Origin of the sequence: Vibrio sp. 1CM7H (assembly GCF_023161645.1) — a bacterium.
Classification (GTDB): Bacteria; Pseudomonadota; Gammaproteobacteria; order Enterobacterales; family Vibrionaceae; genus Vibrio; species Vibrio diabolicus.
On sequence record NZ_JALNTV010000001.1, the window covers coordinates 1,804,239 to 1,820,975 of the forward strand.

16 protein-coding genes are annotated in these 16,737 nt (G+C 47.3%); 6 read left to right on the forward strand and 10 right to left on the reverse strand.

The window, feature by feature from the left end; genetic code table 11:
- Nucleotides 1-96 precede the first annotated feature (96 nt).
- On the forward strand, nt 97-2,787 hold the full coding sequence (gene ygjK / locus MSG33_RS07915; protein ID WP_248380494.1) for an alpha-glucosidase: 2,691 nt from the start codon (nt 97-99) through the stop codon (nt 2,785-2,787).
- A gap of 132 nt (nt 2,788-2,919) precedes the next feature.
- Here the strand turns inward: ygjK and MSG33_RS07920 are convergent, their stop codons facing one another.
- The 4 genes from MSG33_RS07920 to MSG33_RS07935 form a co-directional block, all read right to left on the reverse strand.
- Nucleotides 2,920-3,432 (reverse strand): O-acetyl-ADP-ribose deacetylase, encoded by a 513-nt coding sequence (locus MSG33_RS07920; RefSeq protein WP_046875590.1) that lies wholly within the window; start codon nt 3,430-3,432, stop codon nt 2,920-2,922.
- A gap of 59 nt (nt 3,433-3,491) precedes the next feature.
- Nucleotides 3,492-3,917, reverse strand: a complete 426-nt coding sequence (locus tag MSG33_RS07925) for a VOC family protein (protein ID WP_248380496.1) — start codon at nt 3,915-3,917, stop codon at nt 3,492-3,494.
- A 154-nt stretch (nt 3,918-4,071) separates the two neighbouring features.
- Nucleotides 4,072-4,914 (reverse strand): LysR family transcriptional regulator, encoded by an 843-nt coding sequence (locus MSG33_RS07930; RefSeq protein ID WP_248380497.1) that lies wholly within the window; start codon nt 4,912-4,914, stop codon nt 4,072-4,074.
- Between the two features lie 151 nt (nt 4,915-5,065).
- Nucleotides 5,066-6,373, reverse strand: coding sequence for a DUF1254 domain-containing protein (locus MSG33_RS07935; protein WP_248380499.1), 1,308 nt, complete (start codon nt 6,371-6,373; stop codon nt 5,066-5,068).
- A gap of 141 nt (nt 6,374-6,514) precedes the next feature.
- Between MSG33_RS07935 and MSG33_RS07940 the strand changes: the two genes are divergently transcribed.
- A complete protein-coding gene (locus MSG33_RS07940) occupies nt 6,515-7,429 on the forward strand; it encodes a LysR family transcriptional regulator (RefSeq protein ID WP_171058451.1) in 915 nt (304 codons plus the stop codon).
- A 72-nt stretch (nt 7,430-7,501) separates the two neighbouring features.
- Here MSG33_RS07940 and MSG33_RS07945 read toward each other — a convergent pair whose 3' ends face one another.
- The 5 genes from MSG33_RS07945 to MSG33_RS07965 all read right to left on the reverse strand — a co-directional run bounded on the left by MSG33_RS07945 (nt 7,502) and on the right by MSG33_RS07965 (nt 11,724).
- A complete protein-coding gene (locus tag MSG33_RS07945) occupies nt 7,502-7,987 on the reverse strand; it encodes a VOC family protein (RefSeq protein ID WP_248380501.1) in 486 nt (161 codons plus the stop codon).
- Between the two features lie 137 nt (nt 7,988-8,124).
- The gene (locus MSG33_RS07950) at nt 8,125-8,442 is read right to left on the reverse strand and encodes a DUF4144 domain-containing protein (protein ID WP_025506254.1); all 318 of its coding nucleotides are present in this window, start codon (nt 8,440-8,442) and stop codon (nt 8,125-8,127) included.
- A gap of 96 nt (nt 8,443-8,538) precedes the next feature.
- Complete coding sequence (locus MSG33_RS07955) at nt 8,539-9,249, reverse strand: HAD hydrolase-like protein (RefSeq protein WP_023623092.1); 711 nt, start codon at nt 9,247-9,249, stop codon at nt 8,539-8,541.
- Between the two features lie 25 nt (nt 9,250-9,274).
- The gene (locus tag MSG33_RS07960; protein ID WP_182035877.1) at nt 9,275-9,811 is read right to left on the reverse strand and encodes a DUF924 family protein; all 537 of its coding nucleotides are present in this window, start codon (nt 9,809-9,811) and stop codon (nt 9,275-9,277) included.
- 65 nt (nt 9,812-9,876) lie between these two features.
- Nucleotides 9,877-11,724, reverse strand: a complete 1,848-nt coding sequence (locus MSG33_RS07965) for a M3 family metallopeptidase (protein ID WP_248380503.1) — start codon at nt 11,722-11,724, stop codon at nt 9,877-9,879.
- Between the two features lie 283 nt (nt 11,725-12,007).
- On the opposite strand from MSG33_RS07965, the gene MSG33_RS07970 reads away from it, so the two are divergent.
- Nucleotides 12,008-12,370, forward strand: a complete 363-nt coding sequence (locus MSG33_RS07970; protein ID WP_047009761.1) for a hypothetical protein — start codon at nt 12,008-12,010, stop codon at nt 12,368-12,370.
- A 69-nt stretch (nt 12,371-12,439) separates the two neighbouring features.
- Here MSG33_RS07970 and MSG33_RS07975 read toward each other — a convergent pair whose 3' ends face one another.
- Nucleotides 12,440-12,613, reverse strand: coding sequence for a hypothetical protein (locus MSG33_RS07975; RefSeq protein ID WP_005391896.1), 174 nt, complete (start codon nt 12,611-12,613; stop codon nt 12,440-12,442).
- Nucleotides 12,614-12,847: 234 nt separating this feature from the next.
- On the opposite strand from MSG33_RS07975, the gene MSG33_RS07980 reads away from it, so the two are divergent.
- From MSG33_RS07980 to MSG33_RS07990, 3 genes are all read left to right on the forward strand, one after another.
- On the forward strand, nt 12,848-13,990 hold the full coding sequence (locus MSG33_RS07980) for a sugar diacid recognition domain-containing protein (protein ID WP_248380505.1): 1,143 nt from the start codon (nt 12,848-12,850) through the stop codon (nt 13,988-13,990).
- 158 nt (nt 13,991-14,148) lie between these two features.
- Nucleotides 14,149-15,501, forward strand: coding sequence for a GntP family permease (locus MSG33_RS07985; protein WP_005391886.1), 1,353 nt, complete (start codon nt 14,149-14,151; stop codon nt 15,499-15,501).
- 16 nt (nt 15,502-15,517) lie between these two features.
- On the forward strand, nt 15,518-16,654 hold the full coding sequence (locus tag MSG33_RS07990) for a glycerate kinase (protein ID WP_048625545.1): 1,137 nt from the start codon (nt 15,518-15,520) through the stop codon (nt 16,652-16,654).
- The last annotated feature ends 83 nt before the right edge of the window (nt 16,655-16,737 follow it).

The window sequence follows — 16,737 nt, forward strand, 5'->3', positions numbered from 1 at the left end:
GCTCGGCTTATTTAGTGCGAGCCGGGCTTCTGCACACTAAAAAACTCATTTATATAAATGAGGATATAAAAATAACGTAAATAATAGGGAAAAAGTATGTTTAAAAAGAGCACACTTGCCATTCTGATCGGGGCTACTATTTCGCTTGTTGGATGTGGTTCCAATGATAAAACTGAAATCCGTTTACCACAGGCGCCAACTTCAGATTTTACTAACGTGATTGATCGTACTGGTAATCCAACTTACCTGCGTGATTACGACAGTTATTCGAACCTGAAGTACAACGCACTCACGGACAACGGCGCGTGGCATGGCCATTTGCTACCTGAAGATGCGGCGGGTTATGGCGCTTTCGGCGGTATTATGCAAGTGACGCAAGAGTACGCGCATTTTATGTCTGGCCAAACGTTTGACAAGCTCACGTTGACCGACAAAGTGAGTGGCCAAACTTACGATTTATCGAACGCAGAAGCGAAAGTCTATTCCATTCCTGGTGCATTAGTGCAGGTGTTGGACTTGGACGATATTCACGTGCAAATGGTGTTGCGCTTCGTGACTGACCGTTCTTCGCTGGTGGAAACGCTCATCACTAACAAAACTGATCGTGATATGAACTTGGCGTTGGAGTGGGACGGCGAGTTGGTGAAATACGCGCTGTCGACGCGCAAAGACCAAACTGTGGCGCAGTACTACCCAGATTACAAGCGCCAGATTTCGACCATCGAGAACGGCATTAAAATTAACTTTAGCGAGATGAAAGACAACTGGGCGATCCGTAACGACCGCGATGCCGAGTTCCGCATTACTCGTTCTCTACCGACTAAGACGTTCACCAACGAAACCTCATTCAGTTCTACCGCGGAGATGAGCCTACCAGCTGAGCAAACATCGGCGGTTTATACGGCGTATTCTAACCTGCACAATGCGAAAGAAGTGCAGTCAGAATCGTTGAAATTGCAAGATGTATTGGCGAATCCAACTCAATACATGGAAGCGTCGAAAGCGCGTTGGGACGGCTATTTAGCGAATGGTCTTATCAACAAAGAAGCGACAGCAGACCAAGCTCGCGTAGCGGTAAAAGCGATGGAGACCCTAAACGGTAACTGGCGCTCTGCGGCGGGCGACATTGAACAAGCGACAGTCACGCCATCGGTCACTGCGCGTTGGTTCTCTGGTAACTTAACATGGCCGTGGGATTCGTGGAAACAAGCGTACGCGATGGCGCATTTCAACCCAGATGTTGCGATGGACAACATTCGCACGGTATTCCAAGAGCAAGTTCAAGCTGATGACAAGATTCGTCCGCAAGACAAAGGCTACTTGCTGGATGTATTGACGTACACCAAACCTGTTAGTCGTGGTGGTGCTGGCTCTGAAAACTGGAACGAACGCAATACGAAACCATCGTTGGCGGCATGGTCTGTGATGGAGGTGTATTACGCTCTCGTGAACCAGTTTGATCGCCCAGAAGACGCGCAAAAATTCATTGATGAAATGTATCCGAAGTTGGTGGCATACCACGATTGGTGGCTATCCAACCGCGACCACAACCAAAATGGTGTGCCTGAATACGGCGCGGCAGTAGACCCAGCACACAACACGGAAGAAGGCGTGATGTACGTTTGGGTAGAAACGCGTGATCCTAACTTCACGACCATTATTCCGGCAGAAGACATCATCGAGCAAAACGGTAATTCTTATAAAGTAAAAGGCATGGCGTCTTACAATAAGATTCTTGATGAAGTGGATTACATGACGATTCACGTCGGCGCACAAGAAGCGGCAGGCTGGGAATCGGGCATGGATAACGCGGCTCGTTTTGGTTTTATCTACAATATCCACAACATGAATTCGCAAGCTGAAGACATCAGCAATCCAGACAAAAATGTGGATCAACTTGGTCGCTACGCGGCAAGTGCGTACGGCTTTGATAACAGCATCAAGCTGGAAGGCGAAGAGTGGGTGTACAGCAATACGTCAGCGGAAAACTTAGCGAAACTCGATCTAGCGAAGAAAGATTGGGAAGTTCGTTTTGCAGAAAACCGCACCAACAATAACGCTGCGGACGGCGAGCTGCTTGGCTTCTCTATGCTGCAAGAATCGGTGGATCAAGCCTCTTACATGTACTCAGACAACAAATACTTAGCGGAAATGGCGAAGTTGGTGTCCGATGGCGTAGAAGGTAAAGATCGTGCGCAAGAATTCCTTAACGGCGCAGAAAAAATCAAGACGTACATTAACCAATGTATGTTTGATGAAAGCACAGGATTCTTCTACGACATTCACTTAAATGTGGCTGAAGATGGCACTACTCCTGCGCCTCTTGCAAATGGCTGTGCGGGTTTGCCGATTGTAGAGCGTGGACGTGGCCCTGAAGGTTGGTCGCCGCTGTTTAATGGTGCAGCAACGCAAGAGCATGCCGATAAAGTGATCGCGGTGATGCGTGATCAAGACGAGTTCAACACGCCAGATAAATTCCAAGGAACGGGTGTGCCTTTGCCGACCGCATCGCAAACCAACCCTGCTTACGGTAAAGATGTGTACTGGCGTGGTCGCGTGTGGCTAGATCAAGTGTACTTTGGCTTCCGTGCAATGGAAAACTACGGCTACAAAGAAGAAGCGATTGCAATGGCGAATGAGTTGTTTAACAACGCAGAAGGTATGACGGGTGACATGCCAATTCGTGAAAACTACAACCCAGAGACGGGCGCGGTACAAGGTGCGTCGAACTTTTCTTGGTCTGCGGCGCATTTGTACATGATGTACAACGGATTCTTCAAAAACTAGATCGCACACATTAGGCGCTTTGGATGACCCCCTAGCATTCGTAGCGCTTAACGAACGATAATTCAGTGATAAATAAGACAAACCGGACTGTATTGGCAGTCCGGTTTTTTTATGTCTCTTGTCACACAGATTTTAGTGCTGGGTCAGGGCGCGTTGCCAAATCGAAAGCATCTCTTCACTAAACAAGTAAAAGCGCATGTCGAGTGCCGCGTATTCCGGTCTTTGGCAAACGGCCATCGCGACTTCTGCTGCTTCTTGGGGCGGGTAACCATACACTCCGCAAGAAATCGCAGGCAGTGCCACACTTTGGCAATGCTTGTCGAGCGCGAGATCCAGCGAACGTTGATATGCAGATTCCAACACCGCTTTTGGATCGGCGAATTTATCGTAAATCGGGCCAACGGCATGAATGACGTAACGCGCGTTTAAATTGCCAGCCTCAGTAATGCGTGCGTCACCAAACGGGCATCGAATACCGTCGACATCATCAACGGCATAACACGCATTGATAAGCGCAGGCCCTGCTGCGCGATGAATGGCACCATCGACGCCACCTCCGCCGAGCATTCTCGGGTTTGCTGCATTCACGATGGCATCGACATGTGCGGTGGTAATGTCGCCTTGGACTAACGAGATCGCGTTCATTTTTTTGAGCCTTCTACAATGATGAGAAACAAATGGTCAGTAACACAGTTAAGTGTAGCTTACTCATCAATCACTTGAGGTTTTAACTCGACGATATTTCCTTCCGGATCATGTATATAGAGTGATCTACCGAACCCTTGTGCGCCATACCGCTTCGCAAACTCTTCGGTTTCAATGCCGTTCGAACGCAGATATTCCAGTATTTCATTTTCGGAAAAAGGCGCTAGTTGCAGGCAAAAATGGTCAATATTACGACCATTTTGAGCTGGTGGCTTTCCGCCAAGTTGCCCTAACTCGCTGTCCACCGTCACCACATCAATCAATGCGTTACCAGCCCTGAGCTGGGTTAAACCAAGCTCCATTACTTCGCGCTCGACAGGGCAGCCCAAAATATCTCGATAGAAATGCAACATGGCGTCGAGGTTGCACGTTCTTAACACGACATGATCAAGGGCTTGGATTGCGATTGGGTTGTTGGTGGGCATGCTTCACTCCTTTTGTGCGGTTATGGAAAAGTATACGACCTGAACGTCCATATTGATCGTTAAGCCATTTTTAACATATGCGCATTTAGTCATAAAGAGTGCGTTTAAGAAGAGAGAAAGAGTTTTTGGCGAAACGCCTTGATGTGCGACCGAGTCAGGCGTTTAGGCCTGTAGCAAATTGGTCACGCGCCCAAGCTCGCAAACATTGATGGGAAGTGCTGGATTCATCTCGTTTATGGAAAATCAGCTTATAGCTGACTGGCTCGGAAAACATTGGAGTTTGAATGACTTGCAGATTCAAAGCCGATTGCCATTTCTGCGCCAAAGACAGGGGAAGCACGCCTAAGCAATCGTGTTTCGCCACATAAAGCATCATGCCAGAGAGCGATGTTGTCATCATTTCCACATCACGCTCTTGCAGCCCTGGCTGGTGAATTTCGGTGTTGCTAACTGGGAAGTCTTCGTCTCCGACAAACCGACAGTGCTTTTCAGAATAAAACTGTTCTTGTTCGATTTTTCCTGCGATACGTGGGTGATCTTGACGACAAATCACCACCATTGGCTCTTCAAAAATTGACTCACTGATAAATGATGGGTCATGAATGGTCGTTGGGCTAATAATCAAATCGATCTGTTTAAGTCGTAGATCGTTCAATAACGAAGGTAAATCCGTATCGGCGCAAATGCTGATCGTGTTGGTTGGTGTGATGCGGTGGAGCAGCGCTTCGTTACAGCTCAGGCGGAAAGTGCTTTGATCGGAAATGGCATCATTGATCATCGCAAACGCCTGATGAAATTTAGGTAGCAACTGATGCGCTACAGAAGTGAGTTTGATTTGTCGCCCATCCTTCACAAATAACGATTTGTTGGTTTCTTTTTCCAAATGCTTCATGGATGCGCTAATCGCTGGCTGAGTTAGCCCTAGGTGCTCTGCGGCGCGAGAGTAAGATTGATATTCAGCAACAATTAAAAAGGTTTGGATTAGATTAAAATCCATACGATACCTAAATAAAAATAATCACTAGATTCAGTGGGCGTCTCTTTGATTTTTGGGCTAGATGTTCGCCCTAGGCACCCACCTTGAAATAAGCCTCCTTAACGCACTTACGAGCTAAGGAGGCGACAGAGTAGTGGTTCGTTAAAACGAATTATTTGACTACTTTGATTTCAGGCATTTGATACTCACCACTTTGGATTGCATCGTCTGCGCCGTAAAAACGCATGATGGCGTAGAACGGTTTTTCAGGTACTGGCAAGAAGTTTGGATCGTCTGCTCGGCCTTTCTCGTTCGCACTCATGTAAATGGTGTAGTAACCGTCTTTGTCCGCTTTCATGGTTCGGTCGCCACGGCTGTGACGGTTTAGGTCGTTTTTCGCCATCAAACGGTTGTCGTTGCCGTAAATAGTAACAGACCAGAATTCGCTGACGTTCGGCGCTTTAAAGCGCATCACGTAATCATGCTTCGAACCATCCAGTTTTTGACCAGTGCTGTCGAAATCTGATTTACGGTAAGACGCTTCGATAGGTGGTAAACCCCACTGACCAAGGTAAGTACCTTCTGCAAAAATATCGCGTGGCGCATCACCCAAGGTATCGCGTGTACCAAGCAACGTACGAGCATCTGTCATTTTAGGTGCAAGTTCGACGAGGTGTTCCATGCCTTTCTTCTCACCAACTTTTGCCAGTTTTAGCTGCTCAGGTGTGAAGTCAGTTTTGCATGGTTCAACGCCGATAGATTGGTATTTGTCCAACCACTGTTTGTCTGCATTGCCCATCGAGCCATCACATAGCACGAAGTTCACGCGTTCAAGCCATGTTGAATTTTTTGGATCTGGGTACGTTCTTTGTACTGGTTTTGGCCCGTTCTTACCTAAATATTCCGATAGGGTACGAATGTTCCATTGGTCCATGTAGTTAAGCGCGACTTTTGCGTCTTCGTCATTCACTGCCATGATGCGACCCATCAGCTTCACAAGATTGCTGTCTACGCGAACCACTTCGTCGACAGACGCTGGCACTTCACCTTGCCAATCTTGTGCTGCAAACATGAACTGGCCGCCTTTTGTGCCGCGAGTACGAGAACTGAACGCTGCGTTGGTGTAGTGGCCCATGTCCATTGTGTGCAAGATCCAGTAACGGCCTTCATCCATATCAGGCACGCTCACAATGACAGGTTCTGCAGCAACATCTAACCAGCCCATAAGGTGAAGCGTATCGTTATTAATGGTTGGGTGAGCGATGTAAGAGTCATCAGCTAGAGCACGAATATTCTGAAAGCGGTTCAGTGGATAGTTGTTTTCTACCGCCGTGTGATAGAAAAACTTGTACGCTTCATCAATAGAGTAGCCGTAGATATAAGCATCTTCTGCAAGATCAACATTGGTGTTAGCCGCAAATACAGAGCTGGCTCCTAGCGCTGATAATCCCAATAGAGTAACGAGTAATTTTTGTTTCATGGCTGGTTTCATCCATTTGTTTGTGAGGATATGTTTCCAGCTAAGCTTAGTCGTTAACCCGTTTATTACAGAAATGAATTGTGAGTGTTTAGTCTATATCAAAAGTGATATGCTTTGAGAAAAGCTAAAGAGATAACGTTGATGAACTTTGATTACAATTTGCTCAAGGTGCTTGCGGTGATTCTTGAAACACGCAACACCACAACGGCTGCGGAGCGTTTGTGCACCAGCCAGCCAGCTGTGAGTCGAAGCTTGCGTAAAATTCGGGATTTGTTTAACGACGACATTTTAGTGCGTAAGGGCACCAATATGGAGCTCACGCCGAAAGCCGAAGAGATCAAAGCGCAGCTTTCTGGGATCATCAACGACATCGACAAGCTAGTGAATGTTTCTCATAGTTTTGATCCTGCGACCGAAAGCTGTGTTCTGCGTGTTGCGATCAACTCGTCCATTGCGCAATGGTTTTCTGCCGCGTTTACTCAGCTGCTAGCCAAAGAAGCGCCGTTTATGAACTTGGTGATCGAAGACTGGACGGAAACCACGCCAGACAAAATCGATGCGGGTGAAATCGCTTTTGGCATCAACTATTTCCCTATGGAATTGCCGAAGCATCTGGTTCAGAAAAAAGGCGGGCGGGACGACTTTGCTCTGGCCTGTCGCGCGACGCATCCGCATGGTGGCAAACGCATGTATTTGGATGACATTTCAGAGTACGCGTACGCGGTTCACATCATCCAACATTGGAATGAAAAAGAAGATCACATCTCGCGCTTATTACAGCCTTTTTCAGTTGTCCCAAGAATTCAACTGCGTACCACGCACATCAACACCATTTTGAATTTGGTTGCGGATAGCGATGTGCTGTTTCCTTGTTCGCGTCACTTGATCAATCAGTTAGATAAGCGTTTTTCTTTTATCGAATTTGATGACGCGCTGCCGAAATTAGAGGGTAACTTCGGTTACGTTTACAGCGTAAAGCGCCGTAATGATCCGTTGATATTGTGGGTTAACAATACCGTTGAATCGTTGATGAAGTCGTTAGGCATTGAGTCGTAACAATGGTTGGTGAAACGGTTTGAACAACCGGGTTCAGTAACGCACTGATCCCGGTTGTGTTGCATGATGTAATTACTCGTATTCAGAAGCGTAAGTTTCTTCATAAGTGTGCGAGTAAAGCTCGAACAGGTTGCCGAATGGGTCTTCTAGATAAACCATTTTCGCAGGCTTGTTATCGTCTTCTGGGTGGTAACGCATGATGTCCATACGAACTTTGCCACCAAACGCTTCAGTGCGCTTGATTGCACCTTCAAAGTCGTCCGTCTGCAAACAGAAATGGAAGATACCGATGCGAGAAAAATCCACTTCATGGCGCCCTTGACGCTCTTTCATTTCAAATAACTCAAGTCCGATGCCATCGCTTGTCACTAGATGCGCAATGTTGAAGCCTTTAAAGCCCTTACCAAAGACCGCAATACACATTCTGCCAATTGCGGTTTCGCGTTCTTCAATCACTTTCGTGTTACCCATAACGACTTTTAGACCAAGCGCTTGCGTGTAAAACTCAACCGCTTTATCCATATCTCCGACCATAATACCGACATGATTCATTTTCATTTGTTTGCTCCCAACATGTGTGCTTAAACGTTGTTTTGTTTCGATGTGGGAGAGTATATGGTGCGGTTTTAATCACATGAAATTATCATAAATTATAAAAATAATAATTTTATGTAATCAATGGAGCAGAGTTCGAGCTAATTGGCTAATGCCTCAACTGCTTGCTGTACCGAGGTGAAGTGAATTTTGATGATGCACCTTTGTGCGAGACTAAACTCATGCGACTGGATGAGCGACGTAACTTCCTCGACGGACAGAGTGCGTTCTTCCGGTTGTAAAACGGTGGTGTTCGAATCGTTGTATTGCAACCCGAACGTGTTGCCATTTGAGTCAATTACGTAATCATCTGGCCCCAAAATGAGCGCTTCGCATTCGGAATCAAGATCGGCATGAGAACGCAAATAGATAAGTTCATCGTCGCCATCGAGTTTCAATAAACATGGCCATGTAACCATGGGGCCTCCAGTGTAGTGGCTAAAATTGTTTCAATGTCTGAAAGGGCAAGGTGAGCGCTGATATTCAAGGTGTTGGCCTTAAACCGCAGTCAAAAATTACGTGTGTTGAGCAATAATCGAAAACAGCTCGTCAACCGTTCTTGCCACGTAATCTGGTTGCACGCTCCAATGCTCTGGCATCGCGCCACTGTACGCTGCTGCAACGGCAATCACCTTACTTTGGCCACCCAACTGCTGTTCGATGTTGCGTGCGAATTGCGTGTCGGCTTCATGGTCACCGATGTACATCAGCTGTCGATTTTCTGCGTGACCAAAAATCGACTCAACGCATTTGATGCCACTGTACGCATCGGGCTTTTGGTGCCCATTCGAGACGTCATCATACCCGACGATGGATTTAAACGGCGCGCTGATGCCGTTGTCGGACAGCACTCGACGAATATTGCTTTGTGAGTTTTGAGAACAAATGCCGTGAGGCAGCTGCACAAACTCTTTAATGACGCCATCAATGCCTTCAAACAGGGTTACTGGTGTTTGGTTTTTCTCTTGATGCTCTGCCCATAAACCGCCAGCTTGCAGCATTTCATCATGGGACATGCCGTAGTAATCCACGTAGAGCTCTTGCCAGTTTTTCGCCGCGTGGTTTGCGTAGTGATAGTTGGCTTCTGAATGGAGATATTTCGGTAAATTATCGCCAGTTAAATGCGGGGCAACGATGGATAAGATCGCTTTGGTGATGTCGATGTTTTTCGGTACAGAGTTTACGAGTGTCCCATCGTAATCCCACAATATGGCGTCTAATTTCATTCAACGTTCTCGTTGTTATTGATGGTTAAAAACTGGAACCGGGTTGCTGCAAAAATGCCAACTCTTCAGGTGTGCTTTCTCTACCCAAGATGGCGTTGCGATGTGGGTAACGTCCAAATTGGTCGATGATGGCTTTGTGTTTTAGCTCAAAATCGTAGTTATTTTCAAGCCCTGATGCGCGAAACAATTTCTCAGCTTCGACATGAATGAGGCGCGATTCGCTGTGCATAAACGGCATGTACAAAAAGCTTAGGTGATCAGGCGCTAATTCTTGATTGTGCCCTAACCGAATTGCTTCTTGAGCCAATGCTAATGCGAGCGAGTCTTGCGCAAACGCTTTTGGGGTGTTGCGATACACATTACGTGAAAACTGGTCGAGGACGATGATTTCGGCCAATCGTCCTTGTGCGCTGTCACGCCAATTAAACAGTTCACAACGAGCGGCTTGTTCTAGTACCGAGGCAAATCGTGACGCAATATGTTTGTCCAGTTCTGGGTTGTTTTCAAACCAGTTTTGAGGCGTTAGCTCCTCGAACCAGAACTTGATGATTTGTTGATGCATGGCGCTTCCTTTTATTGTGCCTTAATAGCAAAAAGCCAGAAGCGTGGCTTCTGGCTCTTGGTGTGTTATCGACCGTAAGTCTCTACGATGTAACGTTCAAAATCGTCACACATTTGTTCGTCAGAGATGACGTTGCTTGCCAGTTCTTTACTGCCGTCGACGACTTTAATCGTCGCGTTCAGTGAAGCAACTGGTGCTCGTTCTCGTGTTGCAAGTGAGTCGATTTTCTTCTGTTGTACTCCCCAAGCTTGCTCTGGCGATAGATTACATACATCTGCCAAGTACTTAGCATTGAACCCCTCGCCAGTTAGGCTGAAAATGGTTTCGTTGTGTGACAAATGATTGCCCGCGTGCCAGTAGTGTTTTGCCAGCAGTGGGCCAATTTCTGGGTTATCCGTCAGATAGCCAAACTGCTCAAGGAAGTATGCACGGGTCTGATACACCGCCATGTGCGCGAGTAGATAACCTTGGTATGCACAAGCCGCTTCGTCGGATAGCAAATGCGGAATCGCCATCAGTGGGCGAGGGCTGCATTCCAAACCAAGGATCTGTTTTTCACAATCGCGAGCCAGCTTAGTGATACGCTCTGGCGTTAACTCATCATCGCTCAGTTGATATAACGCGCGCTCAAAGTAAGGCACAACCAAGATGCTACGTTCTTCATAAGCTTTGAATGGCTGACGACTGTTGATCATCGCTTGAATTGTCTCATCAGGAACCGAATTCCCTTCATCATCCAGTGCGTACTGTTTTAGCCAATCGGCATCGGTTAACAGGCTGTCACAGAACATCGACTGAGTTTCTGCATAAGCCATCGACGTCGGCGCAAACTCCTGAGAAAAACAAGGCGCGTTCATTTTTACATTCGCAAAGTGTGCTGCGTGGCCACCTTCGTGGAACAGCGTGTTTATGCCATCGTAGCCGCTGCCCACTTGGTCTGGTTTGGCATTGCTGGTGAAGTTCACCTGTGCTGCGACCCATTCGCCTTGATTGTAGAAAGAAGGGATCGGGCCGTGGCAGAACCCGTTCGGGTACTTACCTTTGCGGTCTAACAAATCCAGCGTTAGCGTCGCGCCAGAGTAATCAATATTCAGACGACCAAACGATTCTACCCAGCGTCTCAGAGATTTAGAGAACGGCACGTACGGGTCAAGGTCACGCATGACGTCACCCGCGAACGAGTAAACAAAGTTGAAGCCCGTTAGTGCGCTTGCGCCTTTCTCTTTCGCCAAGTTTTCTAAGCTGTTTAGGTGCGCATCTCGCGTGCGTTGTTCGAAATCTTCCAAAATCTCAAACAGCTGCTCAGAGCTCATCTTTTCCGTTTTTTGCACGGAGTAATCAAAGAAGGTCGCATAACCAAGTGAGCGAGCGAACTGGTTGCGCAGTTTGATCAGTTCTATAAAGCCGTTTTGCAGTAGCCATTGTTCAAGGTTCAGCAACGCTTGATGAGCCGATTGGCGAACTTCTTCATGATTGTTGGTGCGAATGGTTGAGCTCAATACTGGCAGTGAACCTTCCACTTGCTCGCCGTTTTCATCGGTAAACGTTTGTACGTGGTTCTGTTTTTTCTCGAACAGCTCAGCTTCAAAGGCAATGAGCTGATTTTTCAACGCTTGTGCCTTTTCGCCCTCGATTGCGTGAGATTCAAACATCGCCAGCCAACCAGAAAGACCCGTAATGGTTTGCTGTTTCTCTTGTGGGTCGGTAATTGAGTCCGTGGCTTCAAGCTGTTGTTTGATGGCAGTAATTTGCTCGGCGTTGCTCAAAAAGCTTGTCCATGCGGTTTGTGCTTGCGTCGAGCCATCATGGTCATCGCTGATCCCCATGTAAGTTTCCCAAAAGAAATCTTCTTTGGTGCGGTGAATTGCGAGGTAACGTTGATTGAGGTCGTTGAGATAATCCGTTGCGGTCATTTTGATCCTTCAAATGGTTGGGAGTAGACCCCTAATTATTGCACGCTTGTTGATAATAAAGGAGGGACAAATTAATTTGCTGGTAGTGTACTGCGTAAACGTGATTTTACTATTTGTTTACATTTTAATGAGTTAGCAAGAGTTGTTACGAGTTCGGAGTGCGCAGTGTTAAGACTGGCACGGATTTTACAGTTCATCAGGTAATTAATCTGCGAGGCGCTCTCGATGATCTTTGTCATGTGTAATAATATTTCTATATCGCGGCAGTACATATGGAAACGATATGATAAATAAGACAAAAGTTACGCTATTGGCGCTAGGTACGATTTTGGTTGGATGCTCTTCAGTCACGCCGCCAAGAAATGATGCGGTCGAGAACATTCAACAAAAGTGCTCTGTAATTTTAAGCAGTGATGTTTCAGGTGAACAGCGCTGGCAGACATACAACGGCTTGCTTGTAGAATATGCTGTGCATGGCATTAAGACTCAGGCGCAGTTAGAACGCTTTGAAGCGTTTGTGCAGCGAGTACAAAATGATGAATCTGGACAGTTAGTTACCGAGCTGATTGAAGTCACCGATTGGGGATGCTCAAACGGCAATTATCTTGAAGAGATGGGCTTGTTTATTCAAGAAGTTCAAAAGTAAAAAACCGAGCGTTAAGTCGCTCGGTTTTTCTGTTTATGGAGCGCTTTGTGCGCTGGCCCGTCAGGACGCTTACTCCTCTGGGTACTCGCCCATACCTTGCGTTTTACCTTCCGCTTTCCAATGCTCACCGGGGTCAAATGCTTCATCGCATAAATCTACGGTGTAGCCCATTTCTGTGATTTCCTTTAATGTGAGGTTATCTGCAATTTTTGCGACTTCACCCGATTTATTACGTAATTCCATGTTGTTTCCTCCTCTGTAGGTAGACGAGCGGTATCGATGCACAGTGACGAATGCATCGGTGACCTTTGTTCTAAGTATATAACTCTCAGCTCAAAATGAGGGTTTAATCCATTTTTATCGTGTGGTTAATTGAGTAATGCTTTGAGCTGCTTCAGTTATTTTTAACTGCATCATCGCGACAGTTGGCTATTTGTGATTTATTGAACGATTAAATTGTCAATCTGGAAAATCGAAATGGTTATTCTCGACCACTCCCTAGCACAGCAAATTGTCGATCGAACCATGTCCATCATTGGTCACAACGTAAATGTGATGAACTCAGCAGGCGTCATCATTGGCAGTGGCGATCCCAACCGCGTTGGGCAAGTGCATGATGGCGCGGTATTGGCGTTGAATCACGGCGATTCGCTAGAGCTGAATGAGCAGCAATGTTTGACGTTGCAGGGTGTCAAACCCGGAATCAATATGCTGTTGAAATTGCATGGAGACGTGGTCGGTATTGTTGGTGTGACAGGCGAGCCGGAGAAAATCCGAGATTTCGCCAAGCTGGTCAAAATGACCGCTGAACTGACAATCGAGCAAGCCGCGCTGGTGGAAAAATTTCAGTGGGACAGACGTCATCGCGAAGAGTTTATTCTGGCTTGGATCAATGGCAAATTGACCGATGAAGAGCTGAAAGATTGGGCGATGCGTCTTTCTATCGATGTGACTCAACCACGAGTGGCAACGGTGATTGAAGTCTCGACGCCGTCCGCTTCAAAAAGCATGAAGAGCGTGCGCAATATTGTTGAGCTGCTTGAATATCCGGAGCGTAACAACCTGGTTGCGATTGTCTCGGTGAATGAAATTGTGGTGTTGAAACCGTGTCATTCCGCCAAGCAGTGGGATAGCCAAATCGAAAGTGAACGCATTGATAAGTTGATGTCGCGTTTAAGCGATCACGATTCGCATACGTTTCACATTGCGCTTGGGCAGTTGTTTAATGAGCCTAAAGATGTCGCGTTGTCATACCAAAGCGCGAAGCAGGTATTAGCCATTGGCAAGCAGTTCTACCCAGAGAAACGTAAGTACCTGTTCGACGAACTTCGTTTGCCTGTGCTGTTAGCGCCGTTGGCGGATATTTGGCAAGGTGAACAAATTATTGATGGCGTGAAACGGTTGAAAGAGAAAGACAAATCCGGGCAATTATTGAAAACCCTAGATGCGTTGTTTGAATGCAATGGCAATGTGACGGAATGCTCTAAAATGCTGTTTATTCACCGGAACACTCTGCGTTATCGGTTAGAAAAAATCACCGAGATAACGGGGCTACCAACCACCAATTTTGTGGGGTTAGCGGAGCTTTATATTGCGACTCGGCTCTCAAAAATGGCGTGACATTGTGCATTTGCACAATACTCGTCATTTTTTGACCACATCATTTGTCACTCCGCCTAAAGGAATTCGAAAGCAAACGATTAATAATTCATGCGTCCCTACATGTTGAGTGAGCCAACACGGACTCGCTCAGCAAAATAAGAATAAATGGAGTTATCATGAACCTTATATTAATCCTGCTCGGGGTGATCGCATTTATTGTGCTCACGACCACCAAATTCAAATTACATCCCTTTTTAGCGCTGATCATCGCGGCGTTCCTTGCGGCATTTGCTTACGGCTTACCGGCAGATAGCATTGCCAAAACCATTGCTTCTGGCTTTGGCGGCATCCTTGGTTACATTGGCTTGGTTATCGTTTTAGGTACCATCATCGGTGTTATTTTGGAGAAAAGTGGTGCGGCGATCACCATGGCCGATACGGTTATTAAAGTGTTGGGTGAGCGTTTCCCAACATTGACTATGAGCATCATCGGTTACATCGTTTCTGTTCCGGTATTTTGTGATTCAGGCTTTGTCATTCTGAACTCGCTCAAAGAATCACTCGCGAAGCGTTTAAAAACCTCAAGCGTTGCGATGAGTGTAGCGTTGGCTACTGGCCTATACGCGACGCACACGTTTGTGCCGCCAACTCCTGGCCCGATTGCCGCTGCGGGTAACTTAGGCCTGGAATCTAACCTTGGTTTAGTGATTGGTGTGGGTGTGTTTGTTGCAGCGGTTGCGGCGTTAGCGGGTATGCTGTGGGCGAACCGATTCCAACATGTTGAACCAGATGGCATTGAAGCCGTAGAAGAAATTCAGCAAGACTGGCAAGCACTCAAAGCGTCTTACGGCAAATTGCCAACGGCGAGCCAAGCATTCGCTCCTATTTTTGTTCCTATCTTATTGATCTGTTTTGGCTCTATCGCGAAATTCCCAAGCTTACCGTTGGGCGAAGGTTTTGTGTTTGATGTTCTGACTTTCTTAGGACAGCCACTAACGGCATTGGTGATTGGCCTGTTCCTTTCTGTTCGCCTACTCAAGTCAGACAACAAGATTGAAGAATTTGGCGAGCGAATCAGCCAAGGTATTACGGCTGCTGCGCCTATTCTTTTGATTACCGGTGCGGGTGGTGCATTTGGCGCGGTATTAAAAGCCACGCCGCTAGGTGAATACTTAGGTACGACGCTATCGGCGCTGGGCGTGGGTATTTTCATGCCATTTATCGTTGCGGCTGCGCTAAAGTCGGCGCAAGGGTCATCAACGGTTGCATTGGTGACTACATCGGCTTTGGTTGCGCCTATGCTTACGCAATTGGGGCTCGATTCAGAAATGGGCCGCGTATTAACGGTGATGGCGATCGGTGCAGGTGCGATGACGGTTTCTCATGCAAACGACAGTTTCTTCTGGGTAGTTTCGCAGTTTAGTCGCATGTCGGTGGGCTTAGCGTACCGCGCGCAAACCATGGCTACGCTCGTTCAAGGTGTCACGGCAATGGCATTGGTGTACATTTTGAGCCTCGTTCTCTTATAAGTCTCTGGAAATACGTATGAAAGTGGTAATTGCACCTGATTCATTTAAAGAAAGCTTAACCGCCAAACAAGTGAGCGAGGCGATCAAAACAGGTCTTGCTCGCGTATGGCATGATGCTGAGTTTGTTACGGTTCCGGTCGCAGACGGTGGCGAAGGCACGGTTCAATCTTTGATTGATGCAACTCAAGGCGAACAAGTCTTCACAACGGTGACCGCGCCATTAGGGAATGATGTTGAAGCGTTTTATGGCATCCTCGGCGACGGCGAAACCGCGGTTATTGAAATGGCGGAGGCCAGTGGGCTGCACCTTGTGCCGAGTGATGCTCGCGACCCAAAACTGACCAGCAGCATTGGTACCGGACAGCTGATCAAACACGCGCTAGACAGAGGTATTCAACGCTTAATCATTGGTTTGGGTGGCAGCGCTACCAATGATGGTGGCGTGGGCATGTTGACCGCGTTGGGGGTGGCGTTTCTTGATGAATCTGGTCATGCAATTACCCCAAATGGAGACGGGTTAGCGGCGCTTGCGTCCATCGATATTTCTGGTCTTGACCCTCGTTTAGCAACTTGCGAAGTGTTGGTAGCGTGCGATGTTGATAACCCACTCTGTGGTGACAAAGGCGCGTCGGCTATCTTTGGCCCACAAAAGGGAGCGACGGCGTCAGACGTCACTCTGCTCGATAACGCATTGCGCAAGTTTGGCGAGTTGACGGAACAAGCGACGGGTAAGCACGTACTGACTCGTGAAGGGGCGGGTGCTGCTGGTGGTATGGGAGCGGCCTTGCTTGGGTACACGCCAGCACGTTTGCAACCGGGAATTGAGATTGTGCTTGAAACGGTCAAACTTGCTCAGCATGTTGCGGATGCGGATATCGTATTTACAGGCGAGGGTCGAATCGATCATCAAACCGCACATGGCAAAACGCCGATGGGCGTTGCTCAGGTGGCTAAGCAGTGTAATTTACCAGTCATTGCATTAGCAGGCTGTGTGGGCGACAACTATCAGGCGGTTTATGAGTGCGGCATTGATGCGGTGTTTGCTTGTGTACCAAGGGCGATGAGCTTACCTGAGGCCATGAAAGAGGCCGACGTCAACGTTGCCAATTTAGCCGAAAACGTCGCGAGAATGTGGCAAATTAAGTCGCACTGAGGGCGATAACGATACGAAAAAACTCCACCTTTGCGTGGAGTTTTTTGTTGTTACCAGTCTACGTATGCGGGCATAAGTTCATT